Raw genomic sequence first — 16,439 nt, forward strand, 5'->3', positions numbered from 1 at the left:
ACCGCCGGTTCATTCACCAACAGTAAGGAACGCGTGTATGACTCAGATCACGATCATCGGTGCCGGTCTTGCGGGACTGACACTGGCACGAATCCTGGCGGTTCATGGAATTCCGTCCACGGTGTACGAGGCGGAGGCGTCTGCTCAGGCCCGGGGCCAAGGCGGCATGCTCGACATCCATGACTACAACGGACAGCACGGGATCCGTGCCACCGGTCTGATGGACGGCTTCCGATCCCTCGTCCTCGAAGGTCGCCAGGCATCCCGTGACGTGGCGCCTGACGGCACCATCTTGGCGGACCAGCCCGATGACCCCGCCGGAGGCCGCCCCGAGGTGCAGCGTGGCGAGCTGCGACAGTTGCTGCTGGAATCCCTGCCTGCCGACGGGGTCGTCTGGGGTCACAAGACGCGGAGCGTTCGGACCCTTGACGACGGTCGTCACGAAGTGACCTTCGCCAACGGATCGACGATTGTCACCGACATCCTCGTCGGTGCCGACGGTGCCTGGTCGAAGGTCCGACCGCTGCTCTCCGATGCCACGCCCGCCTATGCCGGACGCTCGATGGTCGAGACGTACCTGTATGAGAGCGACACCCGGCACCCTGCCACCCTGGCGCTGGTCGGCGGCGGGTCGATGACCGCCTACGACGAAACCACCCGCATCGGTCTTGGCGTGCAGCGCGAGCGCGGGGACACCCTGCATTCCTACGCCATGTTCGACCAGCCGCTCGACTGGTTCGACGGCATCGACTTCAATGACGGCCCTGCGGCCGCCCGCACGGTGGCGGCGATGTTCGAGGGGTGGGCGCCGGAGCTCGTCGCCCTGGTCGCGGACAGCGACATCCCGCCGATTTTCCGCCCCTTGTACGGGCTACCGATCGGGCACCGCTGGGAACATATACCTGGGGTCACGCTCATCGGAGACGCCGCCCACCTGGCACCGCCGGACGGCGAAGGAGCGAACTGGGCTCTCTTCGACGCAGGCCAGCTCGGCAACGCCATCGCCGAACAGCCAAAGGACATCGACGCGGCCATCCGCGCCTACGAAGCCGCGCTTTTCCCACGGAACATCGACACCGCAACCGCCGCCGCAGCCTACTACCCCGAATTCAAACCCTACTGACCACAGCAACTGGATAAGTCCGAGATTTTACCGCAGGCGTTGGATGTGGCGGTGGGTGATCAGGCAGGTGGCGAGACCGAGGAAGGCTTCGTGAATGTCGTCGCGTCGTTCCCAGCGGATCCGCAGTCGGCGGAAGCCGTGCAGCCAGGCAATCGTGCGCTCGACCACGTAGCACGCGGCCGGTGAGCTGGTCCACCAGGTGCTGATGCACCTGGCGATGAATTGGGCCCATCTGATGGAGGAGGCGAACCCCGCCGCCTCCGCGTGGGCTCTGCTCAAAGAGAGTGTCGCCGGGGGGCTCCGGGTCCAGGGCCGCAAGCCCGCGGTGCCGGAGACGGCCATGCCGCAGCTTGTGGTGCGCGCGGTGCTGGAGTCCAGCCGCCAGGAATTCGAGGTCATCGAAAGCGCTCTGGGCCTGTACCCGGCGATAGCCAGGCTGCCCGAGCGGCAGTTCGACGTGATGGTGCTCCGCTACGTCCTTGGCTTCTCCACCGATACCGTCGCCCGCATCATGGGAGTCACCACGGCCACGGTGCGTTCGCACTGCCACTTCGCGCGCCGGAAGATCGCCAGGGAACTGGGCATAGCGTTCGATACGGACTGCGACGACGAGGAGTGACATGACACCGCGCAGCCTTGATGAACTCCTGGCCGACGCCGAGATCCTGCAGCACGAGTACGACGACGAGGACACCGCGGCCTCACGCCTGCGTATCGAACGCGAGATCGCCGACACCTGGTGGCGCAGCGCGCTGCTGCTGGAGTCCTCCGCTCAGCAGGTCAAGCCCTGGCTCCCTGAGGACGCCCCCCGCCACCGCACCCCTTTGTGCACGGCCCAGCACGAACAGGCCGCCCACGACTTGCGCAAGCTGTCCACCCTGGTGATCCGCGACTCCCGGGCCGCTCACCACATCGCGCTGCTGGCCCAGTCCTGCCGCGTCGAACCCGCCAGCGCGCTGATCTTCGCCTGCCTGCTGCACCTGGCGGACAGAGAGAAAGCACAGTTCTGGTGGCAGTTCTCCGCCGGCGCCGGAAGCGTCACCGCGGCCCTCTGCCTGTATCTGATGCACATGCAGCGCGGAGAACTACGAGACGCCGAGCATTGGGCGCACGAAGCCGCCTGCCTGGAACACCTGGAGAACCAGACCAGCCCCAGCGATGATCTGGTCAGCCTCCTGCGCCGACCCCCAGCCAGGGACACCGCGGCAGTTGGTACAGCCCCCAGTCCGTGATCAACCGCACTATGGCGATCCTGCACTCCGGCGTCGCGGCCGGCACGCGCGTCGTCGACAACCCCGCCCTCGCCGATCAGCCGCTGTGCCACTCACTCGCTCCTTCGAATTCGCCGCCCGGCTGGAGGAATGCGCAGCATTTTCCCTCTGACCCGATGTATTCGGAAGCCCCCGGCAAGCGTGTCCTTGGTGATGCACCGGGTCATGCGGCAGGCGGCTTCAAGAGTGAGGAGGCGGCTGTCCCCCGTAGTGCACGTACGGGGGACAGCCCTTTTTCACACGCGTTCACCCGAAGGTCGGGTCACACCGGCGGGATGCACGGCCGCAGGGTGCCCGTCGAGGTGACGGTGGCGCCGCCGACGACGGCAGTCGCCTGGTAGGTGAGGTTGATGATCTGCAGCGGGCCGAGGTTCACCGAGAGGGTGGCGGTACCCGTCGCGTCGGTGATCGCCGTCCCCACAGGCACACCGCCCACCAGGAACTGCACCGGAATACCCGCGGCCGCCGGCGTCACCGTGGCCGTCAGCGTGGCCGGGAAGAGGAGCGGATTGGACAGGTTGATCCGCCAGCAGGCGGGGAGAGCCTGTAGCGCTCCCGGAGCCGCCCCGGGCAGTACGAGGATGGGGAGGGGGAGGGAGGTTGTGCCGGTGCAGTTGCAGGCGGTGCCGGTGGGGGTGGCGGTGACGGTGGCGGTGGCTGTGGTGGCGCCGGCGGTGGGGAAGGTGACGGTCGCTGTGGCCAGGCCGGAGGCGTTGGTTGTGCCGGTGCCGAGTGTTCCGCTGGGGCTGGTGAAGGTGACGGTGGCGCCGCTGAGGGGTTGGCCGTTGCACAGTACCAGTGCCTGGAGAGTGGTGGGCTGGCCTGCGGTGACGGTGCCGGTGGGGGGCAGGAGCAGGACTGTGCAGATGCCCTGGGGCAGTACGAGGATGGGGAGGGGGAGGGAGGTTGTGCCGGTGCAGTTGCAGGCGGTGCCGGTGGGGGTGGCGGTGACGGTGGCGGTGGCTGTGGTGGCGCCGGCGGTGGGGAAGGTGACGGTCGCTGTGGCCAGGCCGGAGGCGTTGGTTGTGCCGGTGCCGAGTGTTCCGCTGGGGCTGGTGAAGGTGACGGTGGCGCCGCTGAGGGGTTGGCCGTTGCACAGTACCAGTGCCTGGAGAGTGGTGGGCTGGCCTGCGGTGACGGTGCCGGTGGGGGGCAGGAGCAGGACTGTGCAGATGCCCTGGGGCAGTACGAGGATGGGGAGGGGGAGGGAGGTTGTGCCGGTGCAGTTGCAGGCGGTGCCGGTGGGGGTGGCGGTGACGGTGGCGGTGGCTGTGGTGGCGCCGGCGGTGGGGAAGGTGACGGTCGCTGTGGCCAGGCCGGAGGCGTTGGTTGTGCCGGTGCCGAGTGTTCCGCTGGGGCTGGTGAAGGTGACGGTGGCGCCGCTGAGGGGTTGGCCGTTGCACAGTACCAGTGCCTGGAGAGTGGTGGGCTGGCCTGCGGTGACGGTGCCAGTCGGGGGCAGGAGCAGGACTGTGCAGATGCCCTGGGGCAGTACGAGGATGGGGAGGGGGAGGGAGGTTGTGCCGGTGCAGTTGCAGGCGGTGCCGGTGGGGGTGGCGGTGACGGTGGCGGTGGCTGTGGTGGCGCCGGCGGTGGGGAAGGTGACGGTCGCTGTGGCCAGGCCGGAGGCGTTGGTTGTGCCGGTGCCGAGTGTTCCGCTGGGGCTGGTGAAGGTGACGGTGGCGCCGCTGAGGGGTTGGCCGTTGCACAGTACCAGTGCCTGGAGAGTGGTGGGCTGGCCTGCGGTGACGGTGCCAGTCGGGGGCAGGAGCAGGACCGTACACAGGCTCGTCGTGACCGGGGCGAAGGTGCATGCGGGGCAGGTCCCGGCGGCTGCCACGAACGTGGCCGTCACGGACTGACCCGAGGTCAGTAGCACCCCGAGGTCGACCGGGGTCACGACGCCGTTGGTGACGGGCGTCGACACCGTCCCTCCGCCGGGCAGGGTGTACTGGACCGTTCCGTTGAGTGAGGCGGTATCACCACCGCAGGCGAGGGTTGTGCTGGCCTGCGTGGTCGTGCCCACGGTGGTCAGGGTGGTCGAGATCGTCCCGGGGGGTGCGGGGGTGATGGTGATCGGTACGACCTCGGTGCCGGTGATGGTGGCACCGCTGGTGTACACCACGGTGATGGTCTGGGGGCCGGACCCGACGGCTGTGAAGGTGACCGGTGGGGTAGTTGCGTCAGCGGCGACGGTCGCGGTCTGGGTCTGGGCGTCGTAGGTGAAGGTGGCGGTGTCTCCGGCGCCTACCCCAGCAGGGACGGAAGTGACCTGGGCCGTGAACGTGGTACAGGCCGCGGGGGTGGCGGGAGTGATGGCGACTGGCATGGTGCAGCCCCTTCGAGTCAGTGTGTTGCGGGGCTGCCACTCGCTGCCGGGGTGCCCAAGGAACGGAACAGAGAACTTGAAAACGATCTCTGTCCTGACCCCGACAGGGAGATGGGCACCCCACAGTCGATGGGATCAGTAAAGCCACGGCTTGCGATGATTCACCACACTGGGTGCCGGACATCAGCCTTTTGGCCTAGTGTCCTGGCTTGGAACCTGCCCTGTCGCAGGGCTTCTTGAAGGAAGACGTGCTGCGTGGATGGAACGTCAGCCGGGGCGCCGCCGTATGGACGGCAACGCGGGGCCAGCCACGGGGAGAGTGCTCCGCACGGGTGAATGGTTGTGGCCCGGTCTTGCCGGCCAGGCATTGGCGAGCGCACGGTGGCATAGGTATGGCAGCCTGTCCCGGACCGGAACCCCCGCTGTAGGGGGGCTCGGCTCTTCGGGGCCGGGTTGGGCATAACACTGACGACCGTACCCGCGGCAATCGCGCCTCCTTCACCCTTTCCACCCGGGCGACCGCCTGACCTGCGGACAGGACGAAGGGCACCCTGAATCATCCGCTGGTGGCGTGCTGGTGGGCCCGGGTGATGGTGGAACTCGCATTTAACGGACACGCCTTGGCCAGTCGATGTCGCCGGCCGCGTCGGCGTGGGCTTGGGTCTGCTGCAGGGCCCGTGTGAAGACTCCGTCGAGGGCGTGGCGGCGGAAGCGGGTGTACACGGTCTTCCACGGCCCGTAGCGTTCCGGCAAGTCACGCCAGGAGGAAGGGACCACGATCGCCTTCCTCGGCATGAAGTGGAACCTCAAAGGTTCCCGTACACGGGGTGTCCGCGAGGTTGGCCACGGTGGCGCGCCGGCGCACCAGCCCTTCGGCTGTCAGCTCAATGGTCAGCGTCAGGCCGAGGGCCGCCGTCGTGTCGCGTGCGTGCGCGACGACGGTGCCGTGGCGGTCACCGTCGCCCCTCTCGCCGAGGGTGAGTTCGGTACTGGTGACGCGGAGGGCGGACGAGAAGTCCGCGCCGCCGCGGTTGCCCACCAGCCCCGGAGTGCCCAGCCGACCCGCCGACTGCTCGGGCAGTACGGAGACCTCGACGGGTTGGTCGACGGAGAAGCCGATCGCAGCTCGGGGTCACGTTGCTGGAGCGCACCAGCCGGAGGGTTACCCTCACCGACGCCGGGGCCGTGCTCTTGTCCGAGGCGCGTGCGATCCTCAGCGCGGTTACCGTGGCCGAGCGGGGTACCCGGCAAGCCGGGCAGAGCCGGCCCCGGCTCGTGCTCGCCGTCAAGTGCGGCACTGCCGGGGATCTGCTGACCGAACTCCTCGACGTCTACCAGGCAGAACCCGGCGCGGCCACCGTCGAGGTGCTGCTGTGCGAGGCGCATCAACACCAGGAACCGCTGCGCAGCGGGAAGGCTGGTGTGGCTCTTCTGTATTTGCCGTTCGACTCGGTGCTTGGACTCGACACCGAAAGTCTGTGCACCGAAGGGCAGGTGGCGGTCCTGCCGGCAGCCCACCCCCTTGCCGGCCGCACTCGCCTTCGGGTGGCCGAAGTCACCGCGTTGCCGGACCTCCTGATGGCCCGCTGGCCCGACTCCGGTGGCGGCTGCCCGGAAGGACCCGGGGTAGAAGTCAAGAATCTGACACAGCTCTTCCATCTGGTTGCGCTCGGCCGAGGCACCGTGATCTACACGTCTTTGACCAACCGTCCGCATCCGCGCAGGTCAACCGACGAACTCAATATCCGCCGTCGCCGGGGTGAAGGACCGGACCGACTCCTCCGGGGTGGTACCAGGAAACGAGCGCTGCCGCTTCCGGCTCGGTGTCCGCGAGTACCTTCGCCACAACGCTCCCACCAGCGCATGAAGGTGACACCAGCGGCCCGGCGCCACGCCGTTCGGCCCGACCGGCGCACTGTCACATGAGCGTTTCCGCTGGCGGCCGGGGACGCTGGTGAATAGCCCCGGCCGATCATTTCGGCTGTCGTGGCCGTACCCGGACGTGGTCGGAAGTGGCGCGGGTCAGAGTTGGTCATAGATCGCGGCCAGGCGCCGTAGGACGTCGGTGGCAGCGTCCAGGGCGATGGTGTCGTGATGGGCCAGCGCTGAGGTGAGCGCTTCGGTCAGGAGGGTCTGGCGCTCCTGATGGCGGGCTCTGCCGGCGTCGGTGAGGGAGACCTGGACCGATCTCTTGTCGTGGGTGGGGCGTTCGCGGGTGACGTAGCCGGCCGCGACCAGGCCGTTGACCAGCTGAGTGGCTGCGGCTGCGGTGGTCTCGGTGGCCGCGGCCAGTTGGTTGATCGACAGCGGGTCGGATTCAGCCAGCGCCCGAAGGGCCCGGGCGTGGGTGAGGGAGAGCGCGCCCGGGGTGCGGGTGGCGCGTCCGCGCAGCCGGGCGTCAGCGGCGCTCAGGCTGTACGCGGCACGGGCCAACTGGTCGAGTGCCTGAGGGCGGGTGAGGCTGGTTCTCGGCTGCGGTTCGGGCATGAGCGTCATCCTCTCGCGGCGGGTCGTGGGCTGGTTGACATCCACACTAACCTAAGTACTTACTAGATAAGTACTTAGGTAAATCTCCCGGTTGCCCCTCACTGGAAGGACCACCGTCATGACCACTCGCTCGACCGGACAGAGCTGGGCCCTGGACATTGCCCTGGCTCAGGGCGGCTTCGACGCCCTGCACCCCCAGGCCAAGGGCACCTTGGAGCAGCTCGGCCACGACCACACCGACTTCGACAAGGTCTTCGACCTGGTCGGCAGCGGCGCCATGCTGCCCAAGGCCTGGGCGACGGTGGCCGGACAGGCCGAAGAGCGCGCCGCCCACCACGAGCAGGGCGGTTTCCGCCAGACCGCTGCAGACCTGTACCTGCGCGCCGCGGTGATGTGGGGCCGCGCCCAGTACTCGATCTTCGACGCCACCGACCCGCGCAAGCTCGCCTTCCGCGAGCGCGCCAACCACTGCGTCGAGCGCCTCGGCGCACTGCGCGAGCACCGCGTACGCCGCGTCGTGCTGGACTTCGAGGGCGGGCAGATCTTCGGCCTGCTGCACCTGCCCGCCGGCGAAGTCACCGCCGCCCCCGCCGTCATCCTCGGCCCCGGCATGGACATGATCAAAGAAGATTACATCTACGCCGCGGAGCGCTACTACACCTCCCGCGGCATTGTCGCCCTGTCCATCGAAGGGCCCGGCCAGGGGGAGACCCGCGCCAACGGACTGACCGTCGACCTGACCAACTACGAGCGCGCCATCAGCCGCTACATCGACCACCTGGCCTCACTCCCGCAGGTCGACCCGACACGGATCGGCATGTTCGGCATCTCCATGAGCGGCTACTGGGGCTCGCGCGCCGCCGCCACCGACCCGCGCCTGTCCGCACTGGCCGCCTTCGAGGCCGTCACCGGCGACTTCACCACCATCTTCGAGCGCGCCCAGCCGACCTTCAAGAACAACTACATGTACATGGCCGGCTACACCGACGAGGACGCCTTCGACCGCGACCTGGCCGCCCACATGCCACTCGGCGACCTCGTCGAGGACATCACCTGCCCCGTCCTGTACGGCATCGGCGAGTTCGACGAGCTCACGCAACTCGAGCAGGCCCTGGCCAGCTACGAGAAGGTCCGCGCACCGAAGGAGATGCGCGTATACGAGGACGAGTTCCACCCCCTGGGCGGCACCGCGGCCGAAGTATTCCGCTTCGGCGCCGAATGGCTCGGGCGCGCCCTGAACGGCGAACTGCGCGAACCCGGCCGCGACGTACGCCACTACGTCCACCGCGACGGACGCACCACCGACCACACCGCCAACCCCACCTGGTGGCTCAACACCACCCCCGCCCAGGTCACCAACGCCCGCAACGCCTGACCCCGCTATCGGGGCGCCCCACCCACAAGGGCCGCCCCGATACCGCACCCCACGACACCGCCAGAACCCGGCCGGCCCGGCCTTGACGACACCACAGCAACAACGTCAGAGCCGCGCAGTGCGGGGACCGCGGATCGACCTCGAACAGGGCGGAATGGCGGGCGGCAGGTATGGGCATGCGCCGGTCGGTCGTAGGCGCGATGGGGTCCGTCGCCGGGGCCGGGGTCCTTGACCGGTTGCTCGACTTCGGCGGGACTGGAAGGGGCAAGTCGCTTCAACGATCCCGAGGCCAGGAGCCCACCGCCTCGGGGCCATTGACCGTCAAGCGCTGCAAGGGGTGTTGCCTGGGCAGAAGCGGAAGTCAGGCCACCCACTCCTTGAGTTGGCGCACGAGTCCGGCGGGGTCGTCGCCGGTCGGGGTCACCTGGAGATTGGTGACGCCGGACTCGCGGAAGGCTTCGATCCGCTCCCGGACGTAAGAGGCCGGACCGACGAGGTTGGTCTGTTCAAGGAGTGGGAATGGGACCTTGGCCTCGGCTTCCTTCTTCTTGCCGGCGAGGTAGAGGTCCTGGATCTCCTTGGCCTCGGCTTCGTAGCCGTAGCGTCGGACGAGGTCGTTGAAAAAGTTCTTGCCGCGGGCGCCCATGCCTCCGATGTAGAGCGCGAGTATCGGCCGCGCGAGGTCGAGTATCTCCTTCACGTCCTCGCCGATGGCGACGATGCCACCGGCGACGACCTCCAGGGGCGCGAGGTTCTCGGAGCGCTTCGCGGTTCCCGCGGCGAGCGCGTCGCCCCATACCCCGGCGGCGCCCTCGGGGGAGTACAGGAAAGGCAGCCAGCCGTCGGCGTACTCCGCCGCGCCTTCGACTGATTTCGGTCCCAGCGCGGCGATGTAGAGCGGAACCGAGGGGCGTAGCGGCTTGGTCATGATCTTCAGCGGCTCACTGAGACCGGTGCCCTGACCGGCTGGGAGAGGGATCTCGAAGGAGTGGCCGCTGTAGTCGACCGTCTCGCGCCGCAGGGCCGCGCGGATGATCTCGACGGTCTCCTTGGTACGGCCGGTCGACTGTACGAAGGGCAGGCCGTGCCACCCTTCGATGATCTTCGGGTTGGAGGCGCCGAGGCCGATGATGGCGCGACCACCGGACACGCTGTCGAGGCCGGCCGCAGTCGACGCGAGCATGGTCGGGGTGCGGGAGTAGACGTTGAGGATGGCTGCGCCGATCTCCACGCTCGAGGTGCGGGCCGCCAGGTAGCCCATCAGGGTCGGCGAGTCGTAGCCGTACCCCTCGGCGACCCAGACGGTGTCGAGCCCGGCGGCCTCAAGCCGAGTAATGTGGTCAGCGGCCTCGTGCGGGTCTGTGCCGTAGGTGAGCATCGTTGAGATCTTCATGGTCCGCTTCATCAAGGGCCTCACTTCGACGCCGGCGAGTCGAAGCTTGCGCCCATGCCGATGCCGACGCCACCGTCAACCGGGATCACCGCGCCGGTGACGAATCGCGCGTTGGGTGACACGAGCGCACCGACCAGGTCGGCAAACTCGCGGGGCTCCCCGATGCGTCCCATCGGTACCCCGTTCCCGAGGCCGGCCTTGGACAGCTCAGGCTGCCGTTCCAGCATCCCGCCCAGCAGGGCGGTGTCGAAGAATCCGGACAGCAGAGTGTTGACGTTGATGTCCTGCCTGGCGACCTCCAGGGCGAGGGTCTTGGCGTAGCCGATCACCGCCGACCACACGCTGACGGGCGCCGCCATGCCGACGGCCGGGCGCTCGACGACGCCGGAGACCACGTTGAGGATGCTGCCGCCTTCGGTGGTCATGTACGGCAAGGTGGCTCGCACAGATCTGACGACGTAGAAGAAGTGGCGCTCGAAGGCCTTCAGCCACGCCTCGTCGGTGAGCTCGGAGATGCGCCGGATCGGCGGTCCGCCGTCGTTGGTGACCAGAACGTGAACGGCTGGACCGAACCGCTCAAGGGTCGAGGCGGTGACGCGCTCGATGTCGGTGTCGGCCGAGCAGTCGGCGGCCAGCCCGAGGACTTTCTCCTCGCCGTATGCGCCGGCAAGCCGTTGCGCGGCGGCTGTGACCTTCTCCGCGCGTCGCGCGAAGATCGTGACATTGGCGCCTTCCTTCAGAAGACGATCGGCGATGGCGTATCCGAGGCCGTCGCTGCCGCCGCCGACGATCGCGACCTTGCCGGTCAGTCCGACGTCCATCACTGAACTCCGATCGAGGTGAGGAAGGTCTCGGCGTTGCCGGAGAACACGTCGTCGAGGATGTCGGAGGAGAAGCCCTCCTCGCGCCACTCCTCGACCAGTCTCTCGTGGGTGAGCATCGGGTAGTCGGCTCCGAAGAAGACCTTCTTGCGCAGCCGCCTGCCGATCTCGTGCTTGAGTTCGTCGGGGAAATAGCGCGGTGACCAACCGTGGAGTTCCATCCACACGTTCGCCTTGTGCAGTGCGACCGCGATCATCTCCGACTGCCAGGGCCACGCCACCCGAGCCGCGATCACGTTCAGATCGGGATGCTTGGCCGCGATGCGGTCGACGTAGCGGGGGTGGCAGCCCTCGAGGGTGATGCCCATGCCTCCGCGGGTGCCGGCCCCGGTGGCCGACATGCCGACATGGACCAGGACGGGACGGTTGGCCTCGATGCACATGTTCAGACAGGTCTCCCATTCCGGCTGGTCGGGTGTCCCGGCCGGTGTGAACGAGTGGACCGTCAGTCCGACGAGTCCCGTCCCCTCGCTCAGGCAGCGCTCGAGTTCCTTGACATGAGCTGGTTGCGTGGGATCGATGCCGATCCAGTTGCCGAGTACGACGTCGGGGTGCCTGCGCGCATAGTCGAAGGCGTAGTCATGCTGGTCGCGTAGTGCACCGGCGTCCATGGTGTGGGTGAACGCGAAGTCGAGCATCGCCTTGACGTTGGCGCGGCGGAACTGGACGGCCTGCTCCTCCTCGCTGACGAAGCTCATGCCCCACTTGAAGTAGCCCTGCAGGGCCTCGCGGTCTTCGGCGGTCTCGTACGGGCTTCCCTTCCACCCTCGCTCTGTGCCCCAGTGGGAGTGGAAGTCGATCAGTCGGGCTGGCGGTACGTTCACACTGAGTGCCTTTCGTGTAATGGCCATGGGAAGGGCATCGGGATGGTCAGTGGACATTGCGGGTCGAGTCGGACCAGAACGGCGCGCGCAGGCGCTTCTTGTCGATCTTTCCCACCGGCGTGGCGGGAAGTGAGTCCACGACCACGACCTTCTTGGGCGCGTACATCGATCCCTTGACCTGCTTCACGTGGGACTGGAGCGCGGGAATGTCGACCTGTCGCCCCGGTCGCGGGACCACGAACGCGGTGACGATTTCGCCCCAGCGGCTGTCCGGCACGCCGATGACGGCGGCTGAGCCCACCGAAGGGTGCGTTGTCAGGACGGCCTCGACCTCGCTGGCGTAGATGTTGAAACCGCCCGAGATGATCATGTCCTTCTTACGGTCCACGATGTAGATCAGGCCCTCGGCGTCCTGGCGGGCGAGGTCCCCGGTGTGGAGCCATCCCCCCTTGAGTGCCGCTTCTGTCTCGTCGGGGAGGTTCTTGTAGCCCTGCATCACCCCGCGGCTCTGCATGGCGATCTCGCCCACCTCGCCCAAAGGAACGTCGTGGCCGTCGTCGTCGATGAGCCTGATGCGGTTGCCGACCACCGGACGGCCACAGGAGGCGAGTTGCTCAAGGCTCGCGGTCTCGTGTGCGGCCTTGGTCAGGACCGTCCCGATGCCGGCCGACTCCGTCTGCCCGTAGACCTGGGAGAAGACCGGACCGATCCGCTCGCGAGCCTCCGCCAGGCGCACCGGCGACATCGGTCCGGTGGCGTACCAGATGACCTCAAGGCTGGAGAGGTCTCTGGTCTCCGGACGCTCCTGATCCAACAAGGTGTAGATCATCGTCGGAATGCCGTTCACACAGTTGATGTGCTCGGCCTCGACAACGTCGAGGAACCGGCTGGGTTCGAAGCCCTGCTCGATCACGACCGTGCCGCCACGCAGCAGTACAGGGATGACGGCCAGCCCCGCCGCGTGGGTGAGCGGGGCCGCTGCCAGGTACCGCGGGAGGTGTGGCTGCTCGAAGTCGGCCATGTGCGCATAGACCATCTGCACCATCGACCGATGAGGCTGCATCACGCCCTTGGGTCTGCCGGTCGTCCCCCCGGTGTACTGCAGCCAGGCGACATCCATCTCCGTCGCCGGACCACGGTCGAGCGATCGAACCGCCGGGGGCTCGCCCTCGGGCGGACCACCGGCGGCGGGGACCACCACCAGGTGGCGCAGGGAGTCGACCTCGCCGAGGACCTGGCGTCCATGCTCCTTCAGGGGCGCGGTCACCACCAGCACCGCGGCCTCCGCGTCCTCGCAGACGGTGATGTGGTCCGTGACCGAGGCCAGGGTCTGCAGCCCGGTGAAGCGGCCGCCCAAGAGATACGTCGCGGCCTGGACGATCCATGATTCAGGCATGTTCGGACTGAGCATCGTGACCCCCACCCCGAGCCCCACTCCCCGACGGGCCAGCGCGGCCACGTACTGCGAGAGAAGGTCCCTCACGTGCGCATAGGTCAGTCGCCGATCACCGGCCACGAAGGCCTCGGACGAGCTGTGCCGGCTGAGCGCCTGCATGATCAGGTCACCTAGCGTGACTCCGGAGGATGCCGTCGTGGCGGCTGCCGAAGCCGCAGGGCCGTGACCCGGAAGGTGGTGAGACATGCCTCAAAGCGTGGCCGCCGAGCGGGCGGGCGTGCCACCGATGTTCCGCCCCGAATTTCGGATAACCCGCCAGGCCGGCAGAGGCAGTGCTCAGCCGTGAGCTGCACCCGCTGTGGAGCGGTAGCGACCGGGCGTCTGGCCGACGAGATCGGTGAAGGCGCTGATGAAGCTGCCGGGATTCGCCCAGCCAAGTCGGATCGCCGTCTCGGTGACCGAGGTACCTTCACAGAGTTCGAGCAGCGCTCGCTGAATCCGCAGCAGCGTGCGCCACTGATGGAAGCTCATCGACAGTTCGCTGCTGAACAGCCGACTGAGGGTCCGTTCGCTCGAGCCGGTTCGGTGCCCCAGCTCGGCCAGCGTCGCCGAAATGGCCGGGTCGGCGTGCAGCAGGTCGGTGACGGCCTTAAGGCGAGGATCGCTCGGCTCCGGCAGCCGTAGTGCCTCCTGCGGGGCGCGGATCAGCTCTGCGCCGATCACTGCGAGCAGCAGACGGCCACGCTCACTGGCGGCAGTCTCGTGCTCGCTGCTCATCGCCAGGTATGCCTCGCGCAGGAGCGCACTGGCCACGAAGACCGACGGCTCGGGCGGCAGTTCCTCGGACAGCGCTGCCGGAACCGGGAGCACGCGGACATCGGTCTCGCCGTAGGAGCGACTGCTGTGGACGTAGAAGGGCGGCACCCACGTGATGCGGTTGGCCGGCGCCACCCAGGTGCCGACCTTGGTCGTCGTGACGAGCGCCCCAGAGGCGGCGTACCTCAGCTGGCCGTAGTCATGAAAGTGCGCGGCGATGTCCTCACCGTGCGCCATGGGCTCGCAGACCGGTGAATCGTCGGTCCAGAACACTGCCTGCTGCGCAACCTCAGTCATCAGCAAACAGCATAGCTCGCGTTTGGCGGGCCATCAGAATAGGAGATGAGGAATCCAGTAACGCGCCCGTGAGGGTCCACTCCGCGTCGCTCATGTCCGAGGCGTACCGGGGCCGGCGCTGCGGCCGGTCGGCCGCATTCCCGAACCGATGGGCGAGACAGTCACATCCAGGTGTATTGACCACGAGCGTTGGTGACGGTGGCCAGTGCGGCCGAGGTGCCGGCCAGGCGACATGTTGCGGACGGAGAAGTCGGACGGAGGTTTTGGTGCCGATGCCGGGTGTGCCTGTGCCGTAGGGCGACCAATGGTCGAGCTGGGAGTCTGCGCTGCGCGTGCGCGCTCATCGACTTCGGCACCGAAGCGCCTGCTGGAGATTGAGGGTGCATTGCGAGCCAAGACCTCGAAGTTCGACACCCAGGGCGGGAGTTCATAGGGCTCGGGAGTTGTGGCGGTGCGTCATTGCGGGAGCTCAGCGTCCTGTCCGCGTGCCGTGGGGTGACAGGCCGAGCAGCGGGAGCCACACCGTGTCCACGATCTCGACGATCTTCTCGTCCGGCACCGCCCCCATGGTCATCAGTATGTCGTGGCGCACCAAGTCGAAGGGCAGGTTCACCACGCGTTCGGAGCGAGGCGCATCCGTAAGCTCGCCGCGCTCGACGGCCCGGTCGACGAGCTGTGCGAAGGGGGGCGTCTGATCCGCAGGGCGCAGGCGGCTGCGCAGGTCGCTGAAGCTGGTGCCGGTCTCGCGGAAGTAGTCCGCCAGCTGGATGCGCAGGAGCATTACCGTGCGAGCCCGCTCGGCGTTGACCCTACGCAGGAGGGTGAGGGCGTCCTGGCGCAGGCTGCCGGTGTCAGGGATGTCGAGGGGATGCCAGTACCGGGTGAGTGTGGCGATGAGGAGGTCCTCGCGTTGCGGCCAGCGCCGATAGAGCACCGGTTTGCTGGTTCCGGCGCGTGCCGCGATGGCCTCGTAGGTGAAGCCGTTGTAGCCCAGCTCGACCAGCACCTCCCAGGCGGCATCGGTGATCGCGTTCTCCAGGGCGGCGCCCCTGCGCCGGGTGGCAGTGCCCTCCGTGCGCCGCTCACTCACCATTACCCCCTATGTCCATGTTCATGATATTTCTCCATGCATTTAGATTCGCTTGCGTATCTTAACCTGCGGCTATACGCTCGGCATCGCAAGAAACGGCGCCGTATCTTATCGGTGCCGTGTGCCCCACAAAGGAAACGCACATGTCCATGATCAATGCCGCGCTTGTGGAGTCCTTCGACGAGCCGCCGCACTTCCGCTCCATCCCCGCCCCCGAGGCCGCCCCCGGCCAGGAACTGGTGGACGTCCTCACCGTCGGCGTGCACCCCGCCACCCGCGGCATCGCCGCCGGCAAGCACTACACGAGTCCCAAGACATTGCCCGCCCTGGCGGGTGCGGACGCCGTCGTCCGCCGGGCAGACGGCAGCCTCGGCTACGTCATGGTCATGGGCGCCGGCACCCTGGCCGAGCGCATCGTCATCGATCCGGCCGCCGTCATCCCGGTCCCGGACGGAGCCGATCCCGCACTCCTGGTCGCCACCATGAACCCTGCCCTGTCCTCATGGACTGCGCTGCGCACGCGCGTCCCGTTCCAGGCCGGGCAGTCGGTTCTGGTGCACGGCGCGACCGGCAACGCCGGCTCGATGGCCGTCAAGGTCGCCAAGCACCTCGGCGCGGCGCGAGTGATCGCCGCCGGACGCAACCGCTCCCGCCTCGACGAACTCACGGACCAAGGCGCAGACGCTGTTGTTCAGCTCGTCCCCGACGAGGACGCCACCACGGCCGCGCTCGCCGAGGCCGCCGCAGAAGTCGACGTGGTCCTCGACTATGTGTGGGGGCCGCCCACCGAACTCGCCATGCGCGCCCTCCTCGGAGCGCGTACCCAGCACACCCGCCTGCTCGACTGGGTGCAGATCGGCGGCATGGGCGGAGACGCGATCACCCTGTCCGGGCACGCTCTGCGCTCCAACGCCTTCCGGATCCTGGGCAGCGGCTTCGGCTCAGTGGACATGCAGGTCATACAGCGGGAGTTCACCGAACTCGTCGCCGCGATCGCCGCGGGCGGAATGGCCGTGCGCCCGTACCGGTTCCCGCTCGACCAGGTCGAGGCGGCCTGGGCTCACCAGGACGCACCCGGCGAGCGCACCGTCATCCTCCTGTAACACGCCCGCCACCGGCTGCCCGGCTCGATTCCCGGCGTCGGCGGAGTGCTCGGC

General features: G+C 67.9%; 15 protein-coding genes and 2 pseudogenes. 6 read left to right on the forward strand and 11 right to left on the reverse strand.

The features are described from left to right. Positions 1–37 precede the first annotated feature (37 nt). Entirely contained in the window at positions 38–1,123 is a 1,086-nt protein-coding gene (locus N6H00_RS39540; protein WP_268976738.1) for an FAD-dependent oxidoreductase, read from the forward strand. A 27-nt stretch (positions 1,124–1,150) separates the two neighbouring features. Here N6H00_RS39540 and N6H00_RS39545 read toward each other — a convergent pair. Further along, positions 1,151–1,294 (reverse strand): annotated as a pseudogene (locus tag N6H00_RS39545) (transposase); the annotation flags it as partial. Positions 1,295–1,463: 169 nt separating this feature from the next. Between N6H00_RS39545 and N6H00_RS39550 the strand changes: the two are divergent. Both N6H00_RS39550 and N6H00_RS39555 read left to right on the forward strand, forming a co-directional pair. After that, the gene (locus N6H00_RS39550) at positions 1,464–1,742 is read left to right on the forward strand and encodes a sigma-70 family RNA polymerase sigma factor (RefSeq protein ID WP_268976739.1); all 279 of its coding nucleotides are present in this window, start codon (positions 1,464–1,466) and stop codon (positions 1,740–1,742) included. A gap of 1 nt (position 1,743) precedes the next feature. Further along, a complete protein-coding gene (locus N6H00_RS39555; protein WP_268976740.1) occupies positions 1,744–2,355 on the forward strand; it encodes a hypothetical protein in 612 nt (203 codons plus the stop codon). Between the two features lie 301 nt (positions 2,356–2,656). Here N6H00_RS39555 and N6H00_RS39560 read toward each other — a convergent pair whose 3' ends face one another. From N6H00_RS39560 to N6H00_RS39570, 3 genes and pseudogenes are all read right to left on the reverse strand, one after another. Next, complete coding sequence (locus N6H00_RS39560; RefSeq protein WP_268976741.1) at positions 2,657–4,723, reverse strand: hypothetical protein; 2,067 nt, start codon at positions 4,721–4,723, stop codon at positions 2,657–2,659. A gap of 568 nt (positions 4,724–5,291) precedes the next feature. Next, positions 5,292–5,485, reverse strand: a pseudogene (locus tag N6H00_RS39565) (transposase); the annotation flags it as partial. After that, positions 5,478–5,762 carry a hypothetical protein gene (locus N6H00_RS39570; RefSeq protein WP_443073178.1) on the reverse strand — a complete coding sequence of 95 codons (285 nt, stop codon included), beginning with the start codon at positions 5,760–5,762 and terminating at the stop codon, positions 5,478–5,480. The pseudogene N6H00_RS39565 and the gene N6H00_RS39570, both read right to left, overlap by 8 nt. 98 nt (positions 5,763–5,860) lie before the next feature. Here N6H00_RS39570 and N6H00_RS39575 point away from each other — a divergent pair, with 98 nt between their 5' ends. After that, positions 5,861–6,649 carry a LysR substrate-binding domain-containing protein gene (locus tag N6H00_RS39575; RefSeq protein WP_329618623.1) on the forward strand — a complete coding sequence of 263 codons (789 nt, stop codon included), beginning with the start codon at positions 5,861–5,863 and terminating at the stop codon, positions 6,647–6,649. 96 nt (positions 6,650–6,745) lie between these two features. Here the strand turns inward: N6H00_RS39575 and N6H00_RS39580 are convergent, their stop codons facing one another. Beyond that, complete coding sequence (locus N6H00_RS39580; protein ID WP_268976742.1) at positions 6,746–7,210, reverse strand: MarR family winged helix-turn-helix transcriptional regulator; 465 nt, start codon at positions 7,208–7,210, stop codon at positions 6,746–6,748. Between the two features lie 118 nt (positions 7,211–7,328). On the opposite strand from N6H00_RS39580, the gene N6H00_RS39585 reads away from it, so the two are divergent. After that, a complete protein-coding gene (locus N6H00_RS39585; RefSeq protein WP_268976743.1) occupies positions 7,329–8,585 on the forward strand; it encodes an alpha/beta hydrolase in 1,257 nt (418 codons plus the stop codon). Between the two features lie 361 nt (positions 8,586–8,946). Here N6H00_RS39585 and N6H00_RS39590 read toward each other — a convergent pair whose 3' ends face one another. The 6 genes from N6H00_RS39590 to N6H00_RS39615 form a co-directional block, all read right to left on the reverse strand. Further along, entirely contained in the window at positions 8,947–9,978 is a 1,032-nt protein-coding gene (locus N6H00_RS39590) for an LLM class F420-dependent oxidoreductase (protein ID WP_268976744.1), read from the reverse strand. 20 nt (positions 9,979–9,998) lie between these two features. Continuing rightward, entirely contained in the window at positions 9,999–10,799 is an 801-nt protein-coding gene (locus tag N6H00_RS39595) for an SDR family oxidoreductase (RefSeq protein WP_268976745.1), read from the reverse strand. After that, the gene (locus tag N6H00_RS39600; protein WP_268976746.1) at positions 10,799–11,683 is read right to left on the reverse strand and encodes an amidohydrolase family protein; all 885 of its coding nucleotides are present in this window, start codon (positions 11,681–11,683) and stop codon (positions 10,799–10,801) included. The genes N6H00_RS39595 and N6H00_RS39600 overlap by 1 nt, the downstream gene beginning before the upstream one ends. 46 nt (positions 11,684–11,729) lie before the next feature. After that, on the reverse strand, positions 11,730–13,325 hold the full coding sequence (locus N6H00_RS39605) for an AMP-binding protein (RefSeq protein ID WP_329618625.1): 1,596 nt from the start codon (positions 13,323–13,325) through the stop codon (positions 11,730–11,732). A gap of 90 nt (positions 13,326–13,415) precedes the next feature. Next, entirely contained in the window at positions 13,416–14,192 is a 777-nt protein-coding gene (locus N6H00_RS39610) for an AraC family transcriptional regulator (RefSeq protein ID WP_268976748.1), read from the reverse strand. Positions 14,193–14,661: 469 nt separating this feature from the next. Beyond that, a complete protein-coding gene (locus N6H00_RS39615) occupies positions 14,662–15,285 on the reverse strand; it encodes a TetR/AcrR family transcriptional regulator (RefSeq protein WP_268976749.1) in 624 nt (207 codons plus the stop codon). Between the two features lie 140 nt (positions 15,286–15,425). On the opposite strand from N6H00_RS39615, the gene N6H00_RS39620 reads away from it, so the two are divergent. Next, positions 15,426–16,385, forward strand: a complete 960-nt coding sequence (locus tag N6H00_RS39620) for a quinone oxidoreductase family protein (RefSeq protein WP_268976750.1) — start codon at positions 15,426–15,428, stop codon at positions 16,383–16,385. Positions 16,386–16,439: the final 54 nt, after the last annotated feature.

The organism is Streptomyces sp. S465, from assembly GCF_026898115.1.
Classification (GTDB): domain Bacteria; phylum Actinomycetota; class Actinomycetes; order Streptomycetales; family Streptomycetaceae; genus Streptomyces; species Streptomyces luomodiensis.